Here is a 16,297-nt window from a genome sequence, read left to right as displayed (position 1 = left end):
TCCTTGAGAAATCTCACAAGCAAAGGGGGAAACTTGGAAACCTTTTACGATGCCATGCGCAGTCAGGGCGTGACGAGGCGCAGTTTCCTCAAATTCTGCAGCCTTACCGCCACGGCGCTGGGACTTGGCTCGTCGTTCATCCCCCGCATCGCCCACGCGCTCGAAACGAAGCCGCGCACGCCGGTGATCTGGCTGCATGGCCTCGAATGCACGTGCTGCACCGAATCGTTCATCCGCTCATCTCACCCGCTCGCGAAGGACGCGATCCTGTCGATGATCTCGCTCGATTACGACGACACGATCATGGCAGCGGCCGGCACGCAGGCCGAAGCCATCCTGAACGACATCATGACCCGCTACAAGGGCAACTATATCGTCGCGGTCGAAGGCAATCCGCCGCTGAACGAGGACGGCATGTTCTGCTTTCCTGGCGGAGAGCCGTTCGTCGAAAAACTGAAGCGCGTATCGGCCGATGCAAAAGCCGTGATCGCGTGGGGTGCTTGCGCTTCGTGGGGCTGCGTGCAGGCAGCCAAGCCGAACCCGACCCGCGCGACCCCGATCGCCGACGTGATTCTCGACAAGCCGATCATCAAGGTGCCGGGTTGCCCGCCCATTCCGGAGGTCATGGCGGCGGTCATCACGTATCTCGTCACGTTCGACCGGATTCCACCGCTCGATCGTCAGGGTCGGCCGAAGATGTTCTATGGCCAGCGCATTCACGACAAATGCTATCGCCGGCCTCACTTCGACGCGGGGCAGTTCGTCGAAAGCTGGGACGACGAAGGTGCGCGCAAGGGCTATTGCCTCTACAAGATGGGTTGCAAGGGACCCACCACGTATAACGCGTGCTCGACGGTGCGCTGGAACGACGGCGTTTCGTTCCCGATCCAGTCGGGCCACGGCTGTATCGGCTGCTCGGAGAACGGTTTCTGGGACAGGGGCTCGTTCTATGACCGGGTCGTCGATATCAACCAGTTCGGCATCGAATCGAATGCCGATCGTATCGGTCTGGGTGTTGCGGGCGCCGCCGGCGCTGCGATCGCAGCCCACGCCGCCGTTAGCGCAATCAAGAGCACGGTGCTCAAGCGGCAAGACCTGAAATCGCTCCACGAAACACATGACGACGCGGCACGCGAGGAACACGGCCAATGAGCTACGAAACCCAGGGCTTTACGCTCGATAACAGCGGACGCCGCGTCGTCGTCGATCCCGTCACACGCATCGAAGGCCACATGCGCTGCGAGGTCAATCTCGACAGCAACAACGTCATTACGAATGCGGTTTCCACCGGCACGATGTGGCGCGGTCTGGAAGTCATTCTCAAGGGCCGCGATCCGCGCGACGCGTGGGCGTTCGTCGAGCGCATCTGCGGCGTGTGTACCGGTACGCACGCGCTGACCTCGGTGCGCGCGGTCGAAAACGCGCTGAACATTTCGATTCCCGACAATGCGAACCTGATCCGTAACCTGATGCAGGCGACGCTCTGGGCGCACGATCACCTGGTCCACTTCTACCATCTTCACGCACTCGACTGGGTCGACGTGGTGTCCGCACTTCAGGCCGATCCCAAACGCACGTCTGAACTGGCGCAAAGCATCTCCGACTGGCCGATGTCGTCGCCCGGCTATTTCCGCGACCTGCAGTCCCGCCTGAAGCGCTTTGTCGAGTCCGGGCAGCTGGGCCCGTTCCGCAATGGTTACTGGGGACACCCGGCCTACAAGCTGCCGCCGGAAGCGAATCTGATGGCGGTCGCGCACTATCTCGAAGCGCTCGACTTCCAGAAGGACATCGTCAAGATCCACACGGTATTCGGCGGCAAGAACCCGCACCCGAACTGGCTCGTCGGCGGGATGCCATGCGCGATCAACATCGACGATGTAGGGGCGGTCGGCGCGATCAACATGGAGCGGCTGAATCTGGTGTCGCAGATCATCGACCGGACGATCCAGTTCTGCGATCAGGTGTATCTGCCCGACGTGATGGCGATCGCCGGGTTCTACAAGGACTGGGGCGCGATCGGCGGCGGACTGTCCTCGCAGGCCGTTTTGTCGTACGGCGATTTTCCCGACCACGCGAATGACTACAGCGCGAAGAGCTTGCTAGTGCCGCGCGGGGCCGTGATCAACGGCAACTTCAACGAGATCCACGAGGTGGATCTGGTCAATCCCGACGAGATCCAGGAGTTCGTCGCCCACTCGTGGTACCGCTATCCCGAGGGAACGCACGGCCTGCATCCGTACGACGGTCAGACCGAGCCGCACTTCGAGCTCGGCGGGGCAACCCGCGGAACGAAAACGAAAATCGAGCAGATCGACGAGTCGGGCAAATATTCATGGATCAAGGCGCCGCGCTGGCGCGGTCATGCAATGGAGGTCGGACCGCTTGCGCGCTACCTGATCGGCTATCACCAGAACCGCGCGGACATTCGCGAGCCGGTCGACGCGCTGCTCCGGCAACTCGACGTTCCGATCGCCGCGCTGAACTCCACGCTGGGCCGCACCGCAGCCCGTGCGCTCGAAGCGCAGTGGTCCGCGCACAAGATGAAGTACTTCTTCGACCGGCTGATGGCCAACATCAAGGCAGGCGATACGTCTACCGCGAACGTCGACAAGTGGCAGCCCTCGACATGGCCGTCCTCGGTGCGGGGTGTCGGTTTCACCGAGGCGCCGCGCGGCGCGCTCGGCCACTGGCTCAAGATTCGCGACACGAAGATCGACAGCTATCAGTGCATCGTGCCGACCACCTGGAACGGCAGTCCGCGTGACGAAAAAGGGCAGATCGGCGCATTCGAGGCAAGCCTGATGCAGACGAAGATGGCACGTCCGGACGAGCCGCTCGAAATTCTTCGCACATTGCACAGTTTCGACCCGTGTCTTGCGTGCTCCACCCATGTCATCGGGCCGGCCGGCGAGGAACTGGTCAACGTCACAGTGCGCTAGGACCGGGAGACGACCATGTCGAAAAACCAGCATCTGAAAACCTACGGGTTCGACGGCAACGCCCCCGCGGAACTCGGCGGCAAGCGTGTCGTGTCCGTCTATGTGTACCAGGCGCCGGTGCGTCTGTGGCACTGGCTGACGGTTCTGTCCGTGATGGTGCTGTGCGCGAGCGGCTACTTCATCGGCAAGCCGCTGCCGACCTTGTCCGGCGAAGCCAGCGCGCACTTCCTGATGGGCTATATCCGATTCGCACATTTCTGCGCGGGTTATGTGCTCGCGATCGGCCTGATCTTTCGCGCGTGCTATGCGTTCTTCGGCAACACATTCTCGCGCGAAATTTTTCTCGTTCCGGTCTGGGATTCCCAGTGGTGGCGCGAGATGTTCTACGAATTGCGCTGGTATCTGTTCCTGGCCCGCTATCCGCGCAAGTATGTCGGTCACAATCCGCTCGGACAGATCGCGATGTTCGGCTTTTTCATCGTCGCCATACTGATGAGCTTCAGCGGTTTCGCGCTGTACGGAGAGGGGCTGGGCGCCGATAGCTGGGCTTCCCACCTGTTCGGCTGGGTGATCGCCATGTTCGGCGGCAACAGCCTTTCGCTGCATAGCTGGCACCGGCTCGGCATGTGGAGCATCGTGCTGTTCGTGATGATTCACGTCTACGCGGCGATCCGTGAAGACATCATGTCGAAGCAGAGCATGATCTCCACGATGATCAGCGGCTTCCGGATGTTCAAGAGTTGACGCATGGAAACAACCATGGCTGACAGGTCGCATATTGTCGTGCTCGGCATCGGCAACGTGCTATGGGCGGACGAGGGCTTCGGCGTGCGTGCGGTCGAGCGGCTCAATGCGTTATGGCAATGGCCGGATAACGTCGAACTCGTGGACGGCGGCACGCAGGGACTCGCGCTGCTGCCGTTCGTCGAGTCGGCGGACCGGCTCATCGTGCTTGATGCAGTCGATTTCGGGCTGGAACCGGGCACGCTCGACGTGCGCGAAGGCGACGCGGTTCCCGCTTGCCTGAACGCCCGCAAGATGAGCCTGCATCAGGCCGGATTTTCCGATGTGCTCGCCTGTGCGCAACTCAAGGGGCATTACCCCGCGGAACTGGTGTTGATCGGCGTGCAGCCGGTCGAACTGGACGATTTCGGCGGCAGTCTGCGTCCCGCTGTTCGGGCGCAGATCGAGCCGGCCACGGAAGTCGCGTGCGAATGGCTACGGCGCTGGGGTGCGTTACCCATTGCCCGCGCCGATACCGATACGCCCGCTGCACCGTTGAACGCGAGCGGCCTTTCGCTGTCGCGCTACGAGGACGAGCGGCCTTCGGAACAACGTGCGAACCGGCAAGGCGACACGCGTTTCTGGCATCCACCGGAGCAAACCTGATGTGCATCGGCATCCCTGCACGCGTGTTGCACGCCAATGGTCTGCGCGCCGAATGCGAGAGTCGCGGCGGTCCGTGTACGGTCGATTTGTCGCTCACCGGACCGGTGGCGCCTGGCACGTGGGTTTTGACGTTTCTCGGCGCGGCGCGCGAGGTGATCGACGAGACACGCGCACGCGACATCGAAGCAGCGCTCACGGCGCTCGAAGCCATCGCACGTGGAGAAACCAGCGTCGACAGCTACTTTGCGGATCTGGCCGATCGCGAGCCGGAACTGCCGGAACATTTACGCGAAAAGGTCATGCGATGACAACCCCGGCCACCTCGACCGCGCCGACGCTCGAACGGTTGCGCGGACAACTGCTCGGGCATGGTTTCACGGAGCTGGCGCTCGATACGCTCGGCGACGACATCGCCGCTGCCGCCAGCGCCGCTGCCGCCAGCGCCGCCGAAATGCTCGTCGTGCTTCCGCTCGACAATCCGGCACAGCGTCCTGAATTTTTCGACCTGACGGTCGTTCTGCCGGAAATCGTGCGCCAGTTCGGGCCCGACACGTTCCGTGTCGCGTTTGCCTGTCCGCCGGACAGCATGGCGATTGCAAAGCGATTCGGCGTACTGCGCCACCCGGCGCTGATCTTCCTGCGGGAAGGCCGCTACGTCGGCGCGATCGAAGGGCTGCGCGACTGGGCGGACTACCTGCAATCCTTCGTGCGCATGCGTGCTGAAGCGCCTCAACCGATTCCGATTCCGATTCCGCTTTCGGTATCCGGAGCCCGATCATGAGCCGTCCCTTTCCCGTTCCGGTCGTGACCACCGGTCCGGGTTCGCAGCCCGAACCCGACGACTGGTCCTGTCTGCCGCTGCCATCCACGGTCGAAACCTGGCGCTCGCCTGACACACCCGATCCCGGCGTGCCCGGTACTGGCGAAGTGCTCGCGCTGTTGCGCAACATGGTGAGCGCGCTCGACAGCGATCCGCAGCCGACGCAGCCGCTCGTCTTCTCCGCCGCCGCGCTCGGTGCCGACGCGCATCGGCTGCTCGCGCAGGTCATGGGCGAGGGCGAGGTTTCGGCGCAGGTCATGCCGTCCCGCAACGCCCACGCCGCAGCGGGCACACTCGTTCGCATCCAGGAATCGCGCTATCCGGGCATCTGGCGCGTCATCGTCGACAGTGCGACCGGTGAGCGAATCGATGACCGGATCGAGATCGGCGCCATTCCGGCTGTCGTCCTCGACGAAGCGCAGCACAGTGGTACGGAGCAGGGCACGATTGCGGACACGGCAGCGCATGAGCTGATGAACGCTCCGTCTATCGCCACGGAAATCGTCGCGGCGCAGGAGAGGGCAGTCGCCCGGCACGGTGCGGGCAGCCATGTCATCAACTTCAGCCTGTTGCCTGTCACGCCCGCGGACATCGCGTGGCTCGAAAACATGCTGGGCACGGGGACGGTCGGTATTTTCTCTACGGGCTACGGCAAATGCACGGTCATCGCGACCGGCTGGCGTTACGTGTGGCGCGTGCGTTACTTCGACGGCTCGAACAAGATTCTGCTCGACACACTCGACATCACGGGCATTCCCGAGGTCGCTGTGGCATCGGCCGAGGATCTCGCCGATTCGTTGCGCCATCTGCGCGAAATCGTGGAATGGCTGGAGCAGTCGTGATGTTTGAAGGTAGCTACCTCGGCGACAACAATGCGCTGCATGCCCATAGCCGGCTCGAGTGCAAAATCTGCTGGTACGTGTATGACCCCGCACGGGGCGATTCCGTCTGGAATGTTCCGCCCGGTACGCCGTTCGCCGATCTGCCCGAACACTGGAAATGCCCGGTGTGCGACGGTGCACGCGACCAGTTCATGGTGCTACCGGACTGACATCATGACACCCGCCGCATTGTCGTTCGGCGCCGAGCTGACACACCGGATCGAAAGCGCATTCGGGCATATTGCGCAGACGCGTATGCGTGACCTGCCGCTGCTGAATCCGCGCCTGAGCGTCGCCACTGTCGGCTTTCGGCCGTGGCAGTCCAGCTGGATCGGCGTGCTCGTGACGCCATGGAGTATCAATCTGCTGCAGTTCCCCACACCCGACGCCCCCTTTGCACCGGCGCGCGCCGATGCCATGATCGAAGTCGCGCTGCCAGGCGCGACCATGCCGTTCATGCCGGCGCGCCTGGATACGCTCGGCGAATTCCGGATGTGCTCGCTGTTTTCGCCGGCGCAGCAGTTTGCCGACCAGGAGACTGCACTCGCGACTGCGCACGAGACGCTGCGACTCTTGTTCGAACCGGACGGCACCGCGCCTGCCGACGCAGGTTCCGCCAGCCTGACAACGCGTTCGCCGCAGGATCAGCCCACCTCGTCGCGGCGACGTCTGCTGGGATTGCGGCCATGATCTCTTTGCAGGTTCCGGTTCTGACGCTGACGTTGCGCGGCGACGCCGAACGTGTGCACACAGTTGCGAGCCAGTGGTCGCCGCTGCCCGTCGAGCGTCTCCTGATCGGGCGCGGCGCGGCGGAGGTCCGGGCACTGCTGAACACGACACTCGTCCTGTGCCGCCACGCGCAGTGCGCGGCTTCCGCGTACGCACTCGCCGCAGCGGTGGAAACGCCTTCGCCAGATGCCGCGGACTCCGAGCCGGTCGAGCTGGAAGCGGCGCGCGAAACGCTGCGGCGCTGGCTGATCGATTTCCCCGCCATGTTCGGCGCGGCCTGGACGAAAGACGTGATCGCACAGTGGGCGCGACTCGACTCGCGAGCGCGCATCGCCGATTTCTGCGAGCACCACGTGTTCGGGATGTCCGCGGCCGCGTGGCTGACATTGCCGAAGTCCGACCTCGCGAACTGGGCTGAAAGCACTGGAACGCTGCCGGCGCGCTGGCTGCACGAGTTGCTCGAGCGCGCTGAACGTCCAGTAACGGTCATGCCGGCGAATGTCCTGCGCAACGTGCATGAAAATGCCGCAGCGGTTCTACTCGCCCGCGATGCGAACGCAACCGATACATCCGGTTCCGGCTGGCCCGCCCATGCGGATCTCTGGGACGCCCCCGGCGCGGCGCCTGACCTCGCGAGCGCATTGATGATTTTGCGGCTGCAACACCTCGCCCGTCTTTGCGCGAATCGTGCGTCCCGCGCGGCAGGCAGCCTGCGGCAGGGCGACATCGGCATCGGGTGGGCGTATTGCGCGCGGGGTCTGCTCGTGCATCTTGCACGCGTCGAAAATGGCAGGGTCGCAGCGTACCGGATCGTACCGCCGACCTGGTGGAACTTTGGCCGGACCAGCCTGCTGCCGGACGCGCTTCGCGGTCTGCGATGGAGCGCCGCGCAACCCCTTGCGCAACGTCTCGCGCTGTTGCTCGATCCCTGCGCGCCGTACCGTATCGAGGTCGACCGTCATGCATGAAATGTCCCTTGCACAAAGCATCCGCGACCTGATCGAGGGCGAAGCGCGCCGCCACAGTTACCGGCGCATCCGCGAAATCGAGCTGGAAGTCGGACAACTCGCGAACGTCGATACCAGCGCGTTACGCTTTTCCCTCGACGTGGCGCTGCGCGGCTCGGTTGCCAGCGGCAGCACCGTAACGATTCACGAGCCGCCCGGTCACGCGTGGTGCATGCGATGTGCGGGCACGGTCGAGGTGCGGCAGCGCGGCGAAGGTTGCCCTGCCTGCGGGAGCTATCAGCTTGCGGTGACGGACGGTGACCAGATGCGCGTCGTCGGCATGGTCGTCGACTGACACGTAACGCAAAACAATAACCGGGGCGTCTGGCGAAACGGACTCATCCAACCATCGCGCGACGGCGCGCAAAAACTGGAGGACAACATCATGTGTACGACTTGCGGGTGCGCTACATCCGAACCCCGGATCGAGAGCGACGGTTCATGGACGACACTCCATGCCCACGGGCACGGACACGATCACGCTCACGCGCACACTCCAGCTCACGGGCACACGCACGATCACCACCACGACCATGCACATCCACACGATACCGGTGGGCGTCATGTCCAGCTCGAACGTGAAATCCTGCACGAAAACAACCACTATGCCGCCGCGAATCGCGAGCGGCTACGCGAACGTGGCGTGTTCGCACTGAACCTCGTATCGAGCCCCGGGTCCGGCAAGACCTCGCTGCTGGTGCGTACGGTGTCCGCACTCAGCGCCGAGATGCCGGTCGCCGTGATCGAGGGCGACCAGCAGACCGCCAACGACGCCGAGCGCGTCCGCGCAACCGGCGTACCGGCCGTGCAGATCAACACGGGCAAGGGATGCCATCTCGATGCGCACATGGTCGGGCACGCGCTCGATCGACTGCCGCAAGACGCGCTCGGCCTTCTGCTGATCGAAAACGTCGGCAATCTCGTGTGTCCGGCCTCGTTCGACCTCGGCGAGGCACACAAGGTCGTCGTGCTGTCGGTGACCGAAGGCGAAGACAAGCCGCTTAAATATCCGGATATGTTCGCCGCCGCGCAACTGATGCTGCTGAACAAGACCGATCTGCTGCCGCATCTCGACTTCGACGTGAACACCGCGCTCGAGTACGCACGACGCGTCAATCCTTCCATTGAGATCCTTTGTGTGTCGGCGCGAACCGGCGAAGGTTTCGACCAGTGGCTCGACTGGCTGCGCGCCGGGCGCGCGCTCGCGCAGGCGGTTGCCGATCAGAAACGTAACGGGGAGCATGTCGTATCGTGATCGAGCGTGAGCGTCTCAAGGTCAGCGGCGTCGTGCAGGGCGTCGGATTTCGTCCCTTCGTCTGGCGGCTCGCGCAGCGCCTGAACCTGAGCGGCGAAATTCGCAACGGCACGCACGGTGTGCATATCGACATACAGGGTGAACGGCGCGATCTGGATGCATTCGGTACCGCCCTGACGACAACGCTGCCGCCGCTCGCGCGCATCGCGGCGGTGCAGCGGACGTCGGACACCCCTGATCCGCTTCGGCGCCATTTTCAGATCGCGAACAGTACCGACGACGCGAAAGGCCAAAGCCGCATCCCCGCCGATTCGACTCTCTGCGACGCCTGTCTCGACGAACTGTTTGACGAAGGCGGACGGCGCTGGCGTCACCCGTTCATTTGCTGTACCGACTGCGGTCCGCGCTTTACGCTGACGCATCGCACGCCTTACGACCGCGCGCACACGAGCATGGCGGCTTTCTTGCCGTGTGCGCGTTGCGCGGCCGAATACGGCGATCCCGCCGACCGGCGCTTTCATTCGGAAACGATTGCCTGTCCCGATTGCGGACCCAGGTTGCGTTTCCGATACCCCGGCATGGGCGCAAGTCATGCAGAGCTTGACGGTCAACCGGACGTCGATCCGGTCGCGCTAGCGTGGGCCGCAATCTCCCGTGGCGAGATCGTTGCCGTCGAGGGGCTTGGTGGCTTCCAGTTGATCTGCGACGCAACGAATCCCGCCGCCGTGGCACGGCTGCGCCAGCGCAAGCGCCGGCCGACGAAACCGCTGGCGCTGCTGGTACCCAACCTGGCGTCGGCTGCGCAATGGGTAGACCTCGCCGATGAGACGCACGCGAACCTGCTCGCTTTGGCGGCGCGGCCGATCGTGGTGCTGCCGCGTCTCGACGGCCAGACGCTGACGGGTGTGGCGCCAGGCCTGAACCGGCTCGGCGTGATGCTGCCCAGCACACCGGTTCAATATCTGCTGTTTCATCAGGCGTTGGGCCAGCCAGGCGGTACGCAATGGCTCGGCAAAGCCCAGCCGGCGATCCTCGTCGCGACCAGCGCGAACCGGTCTGGCGAACCACTCGTCGCGGATCCCGGCGAAGCGGGGGACATCCTTGCCGGCATCGCCGACGCGATACTCGACCACGACCGCCGAATCGCAGTGCGCTGCGACGACAGCGTCGTGCTCGCTGCGCGTTCGTCACCGGCGGTCATGCTGCGCCGTGCGCGCGGCTATGTGCCGGAGCCGGTGCCGTTGCCTGCGGATGGACCGTCCGTGCTCGCGCTCGGCGCGCAGAAAAAATGCACCGTCACGCTCACGGCGGGCCGGTTCGCGGACGTATCGCCGTACCTTGGCGATCTTGGCAATCCGAACGTGTGCGAACTGCTCGAAGAAACCGTCGAACGGTATCTGCGCCGCCAGCATTCCGTGCCCGACGCCGTCGCCTGCGACCGCCAGCCCGACCTCTATTCGACCCGCGTGGCCGAAAGGCTGGCCCTGCACTGGAACGTCCCGTTGCTGCGCGTTCAGCATCATCATGCGCACGTCGCCGCCGTGCTCGCCGAGAATGGCCATACCGGTCCCGCGCTAGGTCTTGCGCTCGACGGTTTCGGTTGGGGCGACGACGGCGGCGCCTGGGGCGGAGAGCTGCTGCTCGTCGAGAACGGCCATGCGCGGCGTCTCGGTCATCTGAGTCCACTGCCGCTGCCGGGCGCGGATGCGGCCGCCCGCGCGCCGTGGCGCATGGCGGCTGCGTTGCTGCATACGCTCGAACCGGGCGCGCACCGGCCGCTGCCCACGATCGACGCAACGACTGCCTCGCGGCTCTACCGGCAGATCGAACGCGGCTTTAACTGCCCGACCACGACCAGCCTCGGCCGCTGGTTCGACGCCATCGCCGGACTCGCCGGCATCTGTCCTGCCCAGCAATATGAAGGTGAGGCCGCAATGAAGCTCGAAGCACTCTCGCGCCCGGCGCCTTCGTATGCTCAAGGCTGGCGCATCGACGGCTTCGACCTCGACCTGTTGCCGCTCGCACGCCGGCTTGTTGATGTGCGCGATCCCGCCGAAATCGCCAGCAACTGGCATGCAACGCTTGCAGCGGCGCTGGGCGACTGGCTGTGCCATGCAATGCGCGCAACCGGCATCAGAACGATCGCGCTCGCCGGCGGCTGCTGCGCGAATCCGGTGTTGATATCGGGCTTGCGAGACGTGTTGCGTTACGTCCGCTGCACGCTGCTGCAAGCCCGCAGCTTGCCACCCGGCGACGAAGCAATCAGCTACGGCCAGGCGTGGGCCGCCATCCAGCAACTGCAGTCTCCCGCTGTCCCGGCGCTGCACAACCGTTCGAAGTGAAAGGAATCCGACCATGTGTCTAGCCATGCCTGTCGAAGTCGTCGAATTGTTGGCGGGGGAGTGCGCCCGCGTCAGCGTCGATGGCGTCACGCGCGAAATCTCGCTCGCGCTCGTCGAAGACGTTGCCCCTGGTGACTTCGTGCTGCTGCATGTGGGCTATGCGATCGGGAAGCTCGATCGCGCACAGGCGGACGCGACGCTCGCCCAGCTCGCCGCACTCGCGGCTTCGTGCGACGGGAACGAAATGGACAGGACACCCGCCGTAACATCGGGCGGAGCACCGGCATGAAATACGTCGACGATTTTCGCAACGGCGAGCTCGCGCGCAAGATTGCCTCGCGCATTCATGCAGTTGTCGAGCCGGGACGCAGCTATCGCCTGATGGAGTTCTGCGGCGGCCACACGCACGCCATCGCACGATATGGCTTGACCGCACTGTTGCCGCCTGGCATCGAACTGATTCACGGCCCCGGCTGTCCGGTGTGCGTGCTGCCGGTCGCGCGTATCGACAGTGCGATAGAACTTGCGCTCGAGCATCGCGTCACGCTCTGCACCTACGGCGATCTGCTGCGCGTGCCCGCGTCGCACCGGATGAGCCTGTACAAGGCCCGCGCGGCAGGCGCCGACGTGCGCCTCGTTTATTCCTGCGCCGATGCGCTCGCGCTCGCCCGCACGATGCCGGAGCGGCAGGTTGTGTTCGTCGGCATTGGCTTCGAGACGACGACCCCGCCCACCGCCATTGCGCTGCTCACGGCTCAGGCCGAGCGGCTCGAAAACTTCAGCGTGTTCAGCAATCACGTGCTGACGCCCGCCGCCATGCGTCACCTGCTTGCCGACGGCGACGCGAACCTCGACGGCTTCATCGGCCCATCGCACGTGAGCACGATCATTGGCATGGCACCGTATCGCGCAGTCGCGCACGACTATCGCAAGCCGGTGGTCGTCACCGGTTTCGAACCACTCGACGTACTGCAGGCCGTGCTGATGCTCGTCATGCAGATCAACGAAGGGCGCGCGGATACCGAAAACCAGTTCACTCGTGCCGTCACAGACGCGGGCAACCTGAAGGCGCAGGCCATCGTCGCGCAGACGTTCGAGTTGCGTGACGAATTCGAATGGCGCGGGCTTGGGCTCGTCCCAGACAGTGCGCTCGCTATTCGCGCTCCGTTCGCCCAATGGGACGCGGAAAAGCGTTTTCAGCTGTCTGCGCATCCCGCCGCCGACGTGAAGGCATGTCAGTGCGGCCAGATCCTGCGTGGCCGCTGCAAGCCGACCGACTGCAAGGTGTTCGGCACCGCATGCACGCCCGCAACCCCGCTTGGCGCCTGCATGGTGTCGAGTGAGGGCGCCTGCGCAGCGCATTACCAGTATGCCCGCTTCAACGATGTCGACGTCGCCGTCGCGACCGGATCTGCCCACTGATGACACGCCACTTCTCCCACGGTCACCGTCTCGACCTAAAGCACGGCCGCATTGACATGACGCACGGCGCCGGCGGCCGCGCCAGTGCACAGCTTATCGCTGAAGTATTCGCCCCGGCATTCGACAACGCGTGGCTTGCGCAGGGTAACGACCAGGCCATCATGCCAGCCGTTGCCGGACGTCTCGCGATGAGTACCGACTGCCACGTCGTCGCGCCGCTGTTCTTCCCTGGCGGCGACATTGGCGCGCTTGCCGTCAACGGCACGGTCAACGACCTTTCCGTCGGCGGCGCGCAGCCGCTTTATCTGAGTGCCGGTTTCATTCTGGAAGAGGGCTTGCCTTTCGAGACGCTCGTGCGCGTCGTCGGGTCGATGGCAGAGGCCGCGCGCAACGCCGGCGTGCAGATCGTCGCCGGCGACACGAAAGTGGTTGAACGCGGCAAAGCCGACGGATTGTTCATCACCACGGCGGGCGTCGGCGTCGTGCCGCCGGGCATCGAGCTGGATGGTGCCAACGCGCAGCCAGGCGACGCGGTGCTGGTATCCGGATATCTCGCCGAGCACGGTCTCGCCGTGTTGTCCCAACGGGATGATCTCGGCTTCGATAGCTGCATCGTCTCGGATTGCGCCGCGCTCAATGGCCTGACCGCGCGACTGCTCGAGGCGTGTCCATCGTTGCGGCTGATGCGCGATCCGACCCGCGGCGGCCTCGGCAATACGCTCAACGAAATTTGCCATCAGTCGGGCGTCGGCATCCGCATGCGGGAAGAGGCGCTGCCGATCCGGCCCGCCGTGCGAGCCGTCTGCGAGTTCTATGGCCTCGACCCGCTCTATATCGCGAACGAGGGCAAGCTGATCGCCGTGTGTGCGATGGCGGACGCACCGGCACTCGTCGACGCGATGCGCGACCATCCGCTCGGCCGCGATGCTGCGCTGGTCGGCGAAGTCACGGATGATCCGCACGGTTTCGTGCGGATGCAGACGTCGTTTGGTGGTGAACGGTTGGTTGACTGGTTAAACGGCGAAGTGTTACCTCGCATTTGTTGATGCGCGGGAGTGCTCATTTCTTTTGTGCGGAATTGATGCTGGCTTGTTCTCACGTACAGTGAGTTACACGGCAATTAGCCTTGTCTGGTAGTCGATGGGGTAGGAAAGTCGATAGAGGCGCGCAGGCGTTGCCGATTGTAGATATGCCGTTCGATCTGCGCGATCTGCTCGTCGAGTCCGCGAAGTCGCGAGAACTGGTCCTGCAGGCTGTGAGCCAGCATGGCTCGCAACGGGTCGGCCAGTGACGCCAGCGCGGCTTTGGCGGCGTCCATCGACGCCCGGCGGCCGTGCGGTAACACGACGCCGAGTTCATAGAGCAGTCTACGAAACTGGTTGACCTACATGACGCGAATCCGGACCAGTTGCCGGCGTGTGCGGTGCATCGCCAGCATGGCCTGCTGGTCTTCGGTCTTGACGGCTACGAAGCGCATGCCCGGACGCCAGGCGGCTTCCCAGATTGTTGCGGCGTCGACTGCGTCATTCTTCTTCGACTGCACAAATGGCCGCACGAACTGGGCTGCAATGAGCCGCACGTCGTGGCCAAGCCGTGCCAGGACGCGGGCTCAGTGATGGGCGCCGCCACAGGCTTCCATGACGACACGGCTCGCAGGTCGGTTGGCTAAGAACGGCACGAGTTGGGCGCGCTTGAGTACCTTGCTGTGAATCGTGCCGGTCTCAGGCTCGACATAGTGAATCTGGGAAACGCGCGTGACCAGGTCGATGGCGATGGTCGTGGGTTCCATCTGGTTATCCTTGGCGGCAGGACCTGCCGAGCCAGCAATGTGGCACGCTCTGGACGCGAGTCTGCGCCTTCGGACGGCCACTTAAGGCGGGAGGCGGCCATTCAATCTATTTGGGATCCGCACCTGATGTCATGGCCAGATACAGATGTCCGATCTCCGGCTCAATAGAAATGTCCGGTTTTGAAGGGAGTTGATTCTGTCTTTCCGGGGTTGAACTTCCATCGTGTTGAAGGGTAGAGGATGAAGCAGCAGGGCGCTGACGTCTATTCAGCGGCTCCTTGCAGACCGCGGGCCCGGTTTTGAATCTGACTTTGGGGCCTGCGCCAGCTTCACGATCACCGCGTCCATGTCCGCCTGCGTGAACTCGCGTTGCTTCTTCGTGCCAGGCACGCGTGCCTTTGCACGCACCGGCTCACCCTGATTCGTGCGTGATGGCGAGCCCGAGGCACGCCGATTGTCGCGCTGCGCCTGCAGCGCCTGCGCCACCTGCAGTGCGTGTGCCAGCCGCTTGTGCTCGATCACCGCGCCCTGGTCCACCCCGGTGAGCCGGTCGTACTCGCGGTACGGCAGCACGCGAGCCTGCGCCCGCAGTTCGATGCGCCCATCCGGGTACTCCCAGACCTCGATGTAGCGATGCACGAGCCTGCGGTTCTGGGGCGTATCGTCGAGCAGGTACATCACGCGGTCGTACTGCACCGTGAGCGACTTCGTCACCCGCCGCGTTTCGCGCCAGGTGAGCAGGGCGTCCAGATCCTCGTCCCCGCGCAGCGGCCGGTGCGCGTCGAACGTGCTGCGCGGCGCCTTCGCGAAGCGCATGTTGTAGGCCGCCATGAAGGCGGGGGCATACGCGTTGGCCTTGCTCACCGTGCTGATGCCACGCAGCCGCAGCTCCTTGACGAGCCGGTCCTGCAGCGTCAGGTGTGCGCGCTCGACCCGCCCCTTGGCCGAACTGCTGTTGGCGCAGAACGTGTCGATGTTCAGCTCGTACATTGCGCGCCCGAAGTGCGTCACGCTGTGGCCAGTCTTGCCGGCGCTCACGCTGCGGAACACGCTGGCGCGGTCGCTGTACAGTGCCACCGGCTTGCCGTGACGCTCCAGGTACGCGCGCGTGGCCTCAAAGTAGCTGAACGTCGATTCGGTCTGCGTGAAGTGCAGGTGCATCAGCCGGCTCGTCGCATCATCGACGTACACCAGCAGCGTGCAGGCCGGCGCCCGGTCCTCGAACCAGCGGTGGTCGCTGCCGTCGATCTGGATGAGCTCGCCCAGGCACGCACGCCGCGCACGCGGCTGGTAGACCTTCGGCGGGCGCTGGGCGCGCGGAATCCACAGGCCCGCATCGCGCATCCATCGGCGCACGGTCTCCCTGGCCAGCGTCATCCCGTGGCACTCGCGCAGCTTCTCGCAGGCCAGCGTCGGCCCGAAATCGGCGTAGCGCTCGCGCACCAGCGCCATGGCCCGGGCCCGCAGGTCGATGGACAGTTCCCGGTTGCTCGGCCGCCCGCGTTTGGACGAAACCAGCCCGGCCGGACCCGCGGCCTCATAGCGCCGGCACAGCCGGCTGATCTGCCGTACGCCGAGCTGCAGCCGCTCAGCCGCCTGAAAACACCGCAGGCGGCCTTCAATGACCGCCTCGATGACCTTGACCCGCTCGAGTTCGCGCATGCTTGCCGTGATCAGCTCACGTCCGTTCATGGTTCGCCCCTGGTCGACGCCTCACGCGAGCG

At 64.5% G+C, this 16,297-nt stretch carries 17 protein-coding genes and 1 pseudogene; 16 read left to right on the top strand and 2 right to left on the bottom strand.

The window, feature by feature from the left end; all coding sequences use genetic code 11:
* Positions 1 to 33: 33 nt before the first annotated feature.
* The 16 genes from L0U80_RS20815 to hypE all read left to right on the top strand — a co-directional run bounded on the left by L0U80_RS20815 (position 34) and on the right by hypE (position 13,830).
* A complete protein-coding gene (locus L0U80_RS20815) occupies positions 34 to 1,152 on the top strand; it encodes a hydrogenase small subunit (protein ID WP_267954853.1) in 1,119 nt (372 codons plus the stop codon).
* The gene (locus L0U80_RS20810; protein ID WP_233869360.1) at positions 1,149 to 2,939 is read left to right on the top strand and encodes a nickel-dependent hydrogenase large subunit; all 1,791 of its coding nucleotides are present in this window, start codon (positions 1,149 to 1,151) and stop codon (positions 2,937 to 2,939) included. Before L0U80_RS20815 ends, L0U80_RS20810 begins: the two co-directional genes overlap by 4 nt.
* Before the next feature lie 15 nt (positions 2,940 to 2,954).
* A complete protein-coding gene (cybH, locus tag L0U80_RS20805) occupies positions 2,955 to 3,683 on the top strand; it encodes a Ni/Fe-hydrogenase, b-type cytochrome subunit (RefSeq protein ID WP_233869357.1) in 729 nt (242 codons plus the stop codon).
* Positions 3,684 to 3,698: 15 nt separating this feature from the next.
* Positions 3,699 to 4,328, top strand: coding sequence for a HyaD/HybD family hydrogenase maturation endopeptidase (gene hybD / locus L0U80_RS20800; protein ID WP_233869354.1), 630 nt, complete (start codon positions 3,699 to 3,701; stop codon positions 4,326 to 4,328).
* The gene (locus L0U80_RS20795) at positions 4,328 to 4,636 is read left to right on the top strand and encodes a HypC/HybG/HupF family hydrogenase formation chaperone (protein WP_233869351.1); all 309 of its coding nucleotides are present in this window, start codon (positions 4,328 to 4,330) and stop codon (positions 4,634 to 4,636) included. Before hybD ends, L0U80_RS20795 begins: the two co-directional genes overlap by 1 nt.
* On the top strand, positions 4,633 to 5,109 hold the full coding sequence (locus L0U80_RS20790) for a thioredoxin domain-containing protein (RefSeq protein WP_233869348.1): 477 nt from the start codon (positions 4,633 to 4,635) through the stop codon (positions 5,107 to 5,109). Before L0U80_RS20795 ends, L0U80_RS20790 begins: the two co-directional genes overlap by 4 nt.
* Positions 5,106 to 5,990 carry a hydrogenase expression/formation protein gene (locus L0U80_RS20785; RefSeq protein ID WP_233869345.1) on the top strand — a complete coding sequence of 295 codons (885 nt, stop codon included), beginning with the start codon at positions 5,106 to 5,108 and terminating at the stop codon, positions 5,988 to 5,990. Before L0U80_RS20790 ends, L0U80_RS20785 begins: the two co-directional genes overlap by 4 nt.
* The gene (locus tag L0U80_RS20780; protein WP_233869342.1) at positions 5,990 to 6,199 is read left to right on the top strand and encodes a rubredoxin; all 210 of its coding nucleotides are present in this window, start codon (positions 5,990 to 5,992) and stop codon (positions 6,197 to 6,199) included. The genes L0U80_RS20785 and L0U80_RS20780 overlap by 1 nt, the downstream gene beginning before the upstream one ends.
* Positions 6,200 to 6,203: 4 nt before the next feature.
* A complete protein-coding gene (hybE, locus tag L0U80_RS20775) occupies positions 6,204 to 6,719 on the top strand; it encodes a [NiFe]-hydrogenase assembly chaperone HybE (protein WP_233869339.1) in 516 nt (171 codons plus the stop codon).
* Positions 6,716 to 7,726, top strand: coding sequence for a HupK protein (locus L0U80_RS20770; RefSeq protein ID WP_233869336.1), 1,011 nt, complete (start codon positions 6,716 to 6,718; stop codon positions 7,724 to 7,726). The genes hybE and L0U80_RS20770 overlap by 4 nt, the downstream gene beginning before the upstream one ends.
* Positions 7,719 to 8,060, top strand: coding sequence for a hydrogenase maturation nickel metallochaperone HypA (gene hypA, locus L0U80_RS20765; protein ID WP_233869334.1), 342 nt, complete (start codon positions 7,719 to 7,721; stop codon positions 8,058 to 8,060). The genes L0U80_RS20770 and hypA overlap by 8 nt, the downstream gene beginning before the upstream one ends.
* A 90-nt stretch (positions 8,061 to 8,150) precedes the next feature.
* Positions 8,151 to 9,020 carry a hydrogenase nickel incorporation protein HypB gene (hypB, locus tag L0U80_RS20760; protein WP_233869331.1) on the top strand — a complete coding sequence of 290 codons (870 nt, stop codon included), beginning with the start codon at positions 8,151 to 8,153 and terminating at the stop codon, positions 9,018 to 9,020.
* Positions 9,017 to 11,362 carry a carbamoyltransferase HypF gene (hypF, locus tag L0U80_RS20755; protein WP_233869328.1) on the top strand — a complete coding sequence of 782 codons (2,346 nt, stop codon included), beginning with the start codon at positions 9,017 to 9,019 and terminating at the stop codon, positions 11,360 to 11,362. Before hypB ends, hypF begins: the two co-directional genes overlap by 4 nt.
* Positions 11,363 to 11,375: 13 nt before the next feature.
* Positions 11,376 to 11,651: a HypC/HybG/HupF family hydrogenase formation chaperone gene (locus tag L0U80_RS20750; protein ID WP_233869325.1), complete on the top strand. Its 276-nt coding sequence runs from the start codon at positions 11,376 to 11,378 to the stop codon at positions 11,649 to 11,651.
* Positions 11,648 to 12,784, top strand: coding sequence for a hydrogenase formation protein HypD (gene hypD / locus L0U80_RS20745; RefSeq protein WP_233869322.1), 1,137 nt, complete (start codon positions 11,648 to 11,650; stop codon positions 12,782 to 12,784). Before L0U80_RS20750 ends, hypD begins: the two co-directional genes overlap by 4 nt.
* Positions 12,784 to 13,830, top strand: a complete 1,047-nt coding sequence (gene hypE, locus L0U80_RS20740) for a hydrogenase expression/formation protein HypE (protein WP_233869319.1) — start codon at positions 12,784 to 12,786, stop codon at positions 13,828 to 13,830. Before hypD ends, hypE begins: the two co-directional genes overlap by 1 nt.
* Positions 13,831 to 13,955: 125 nt before the next feature.
* Here the strand turns inward: hypE and L0U80_RS31930 are convergent.
* Both L0U80_RS31930 and L0U80_RS20730 read right to left on the bottom strand, forming a co-directional pair.
* Positions 13,956 to 14,573: pseudogene (locus L0U80_RS31930) on the bottom strand (IS110 family RNA-guided transposase); the annotation flags it as partial.
* 267 nt (positions 14,574 to 14,840) lie between these two features.
* Positions 14,841 to 16,265: an ISNCY family transposase gene (locus L0U80_RS20730; RefSeq protein ID WP_233863292.1), complete on the bottom strand. Its 1,425-nt coding sequence runs from the start codon at positions 16,263 to 16,265 to the stop codon at positions 14,841 to 14,843.
* Positions 16,266 to 16,297 lie beyond the last annotated feature (32 nt).

Origin of the sequence: Paraburkholderia adhaesiva, assembly GCF_021390575.1 — a bacterium.
In the GTDB taxonomy this organism is placed as follows: Bacteria; Pseudomonadota; Gammaproteobacteria; order Burkholderiales; family Burkholderiaceae; genus Paraburkholderia; species Paraburkholderia adhaesiva.
The sequence above is the reverse complement of the archived record's forward strand: the minus strand, read 5'-3'. Positions and strand labels throughout refer to the sequence as shown.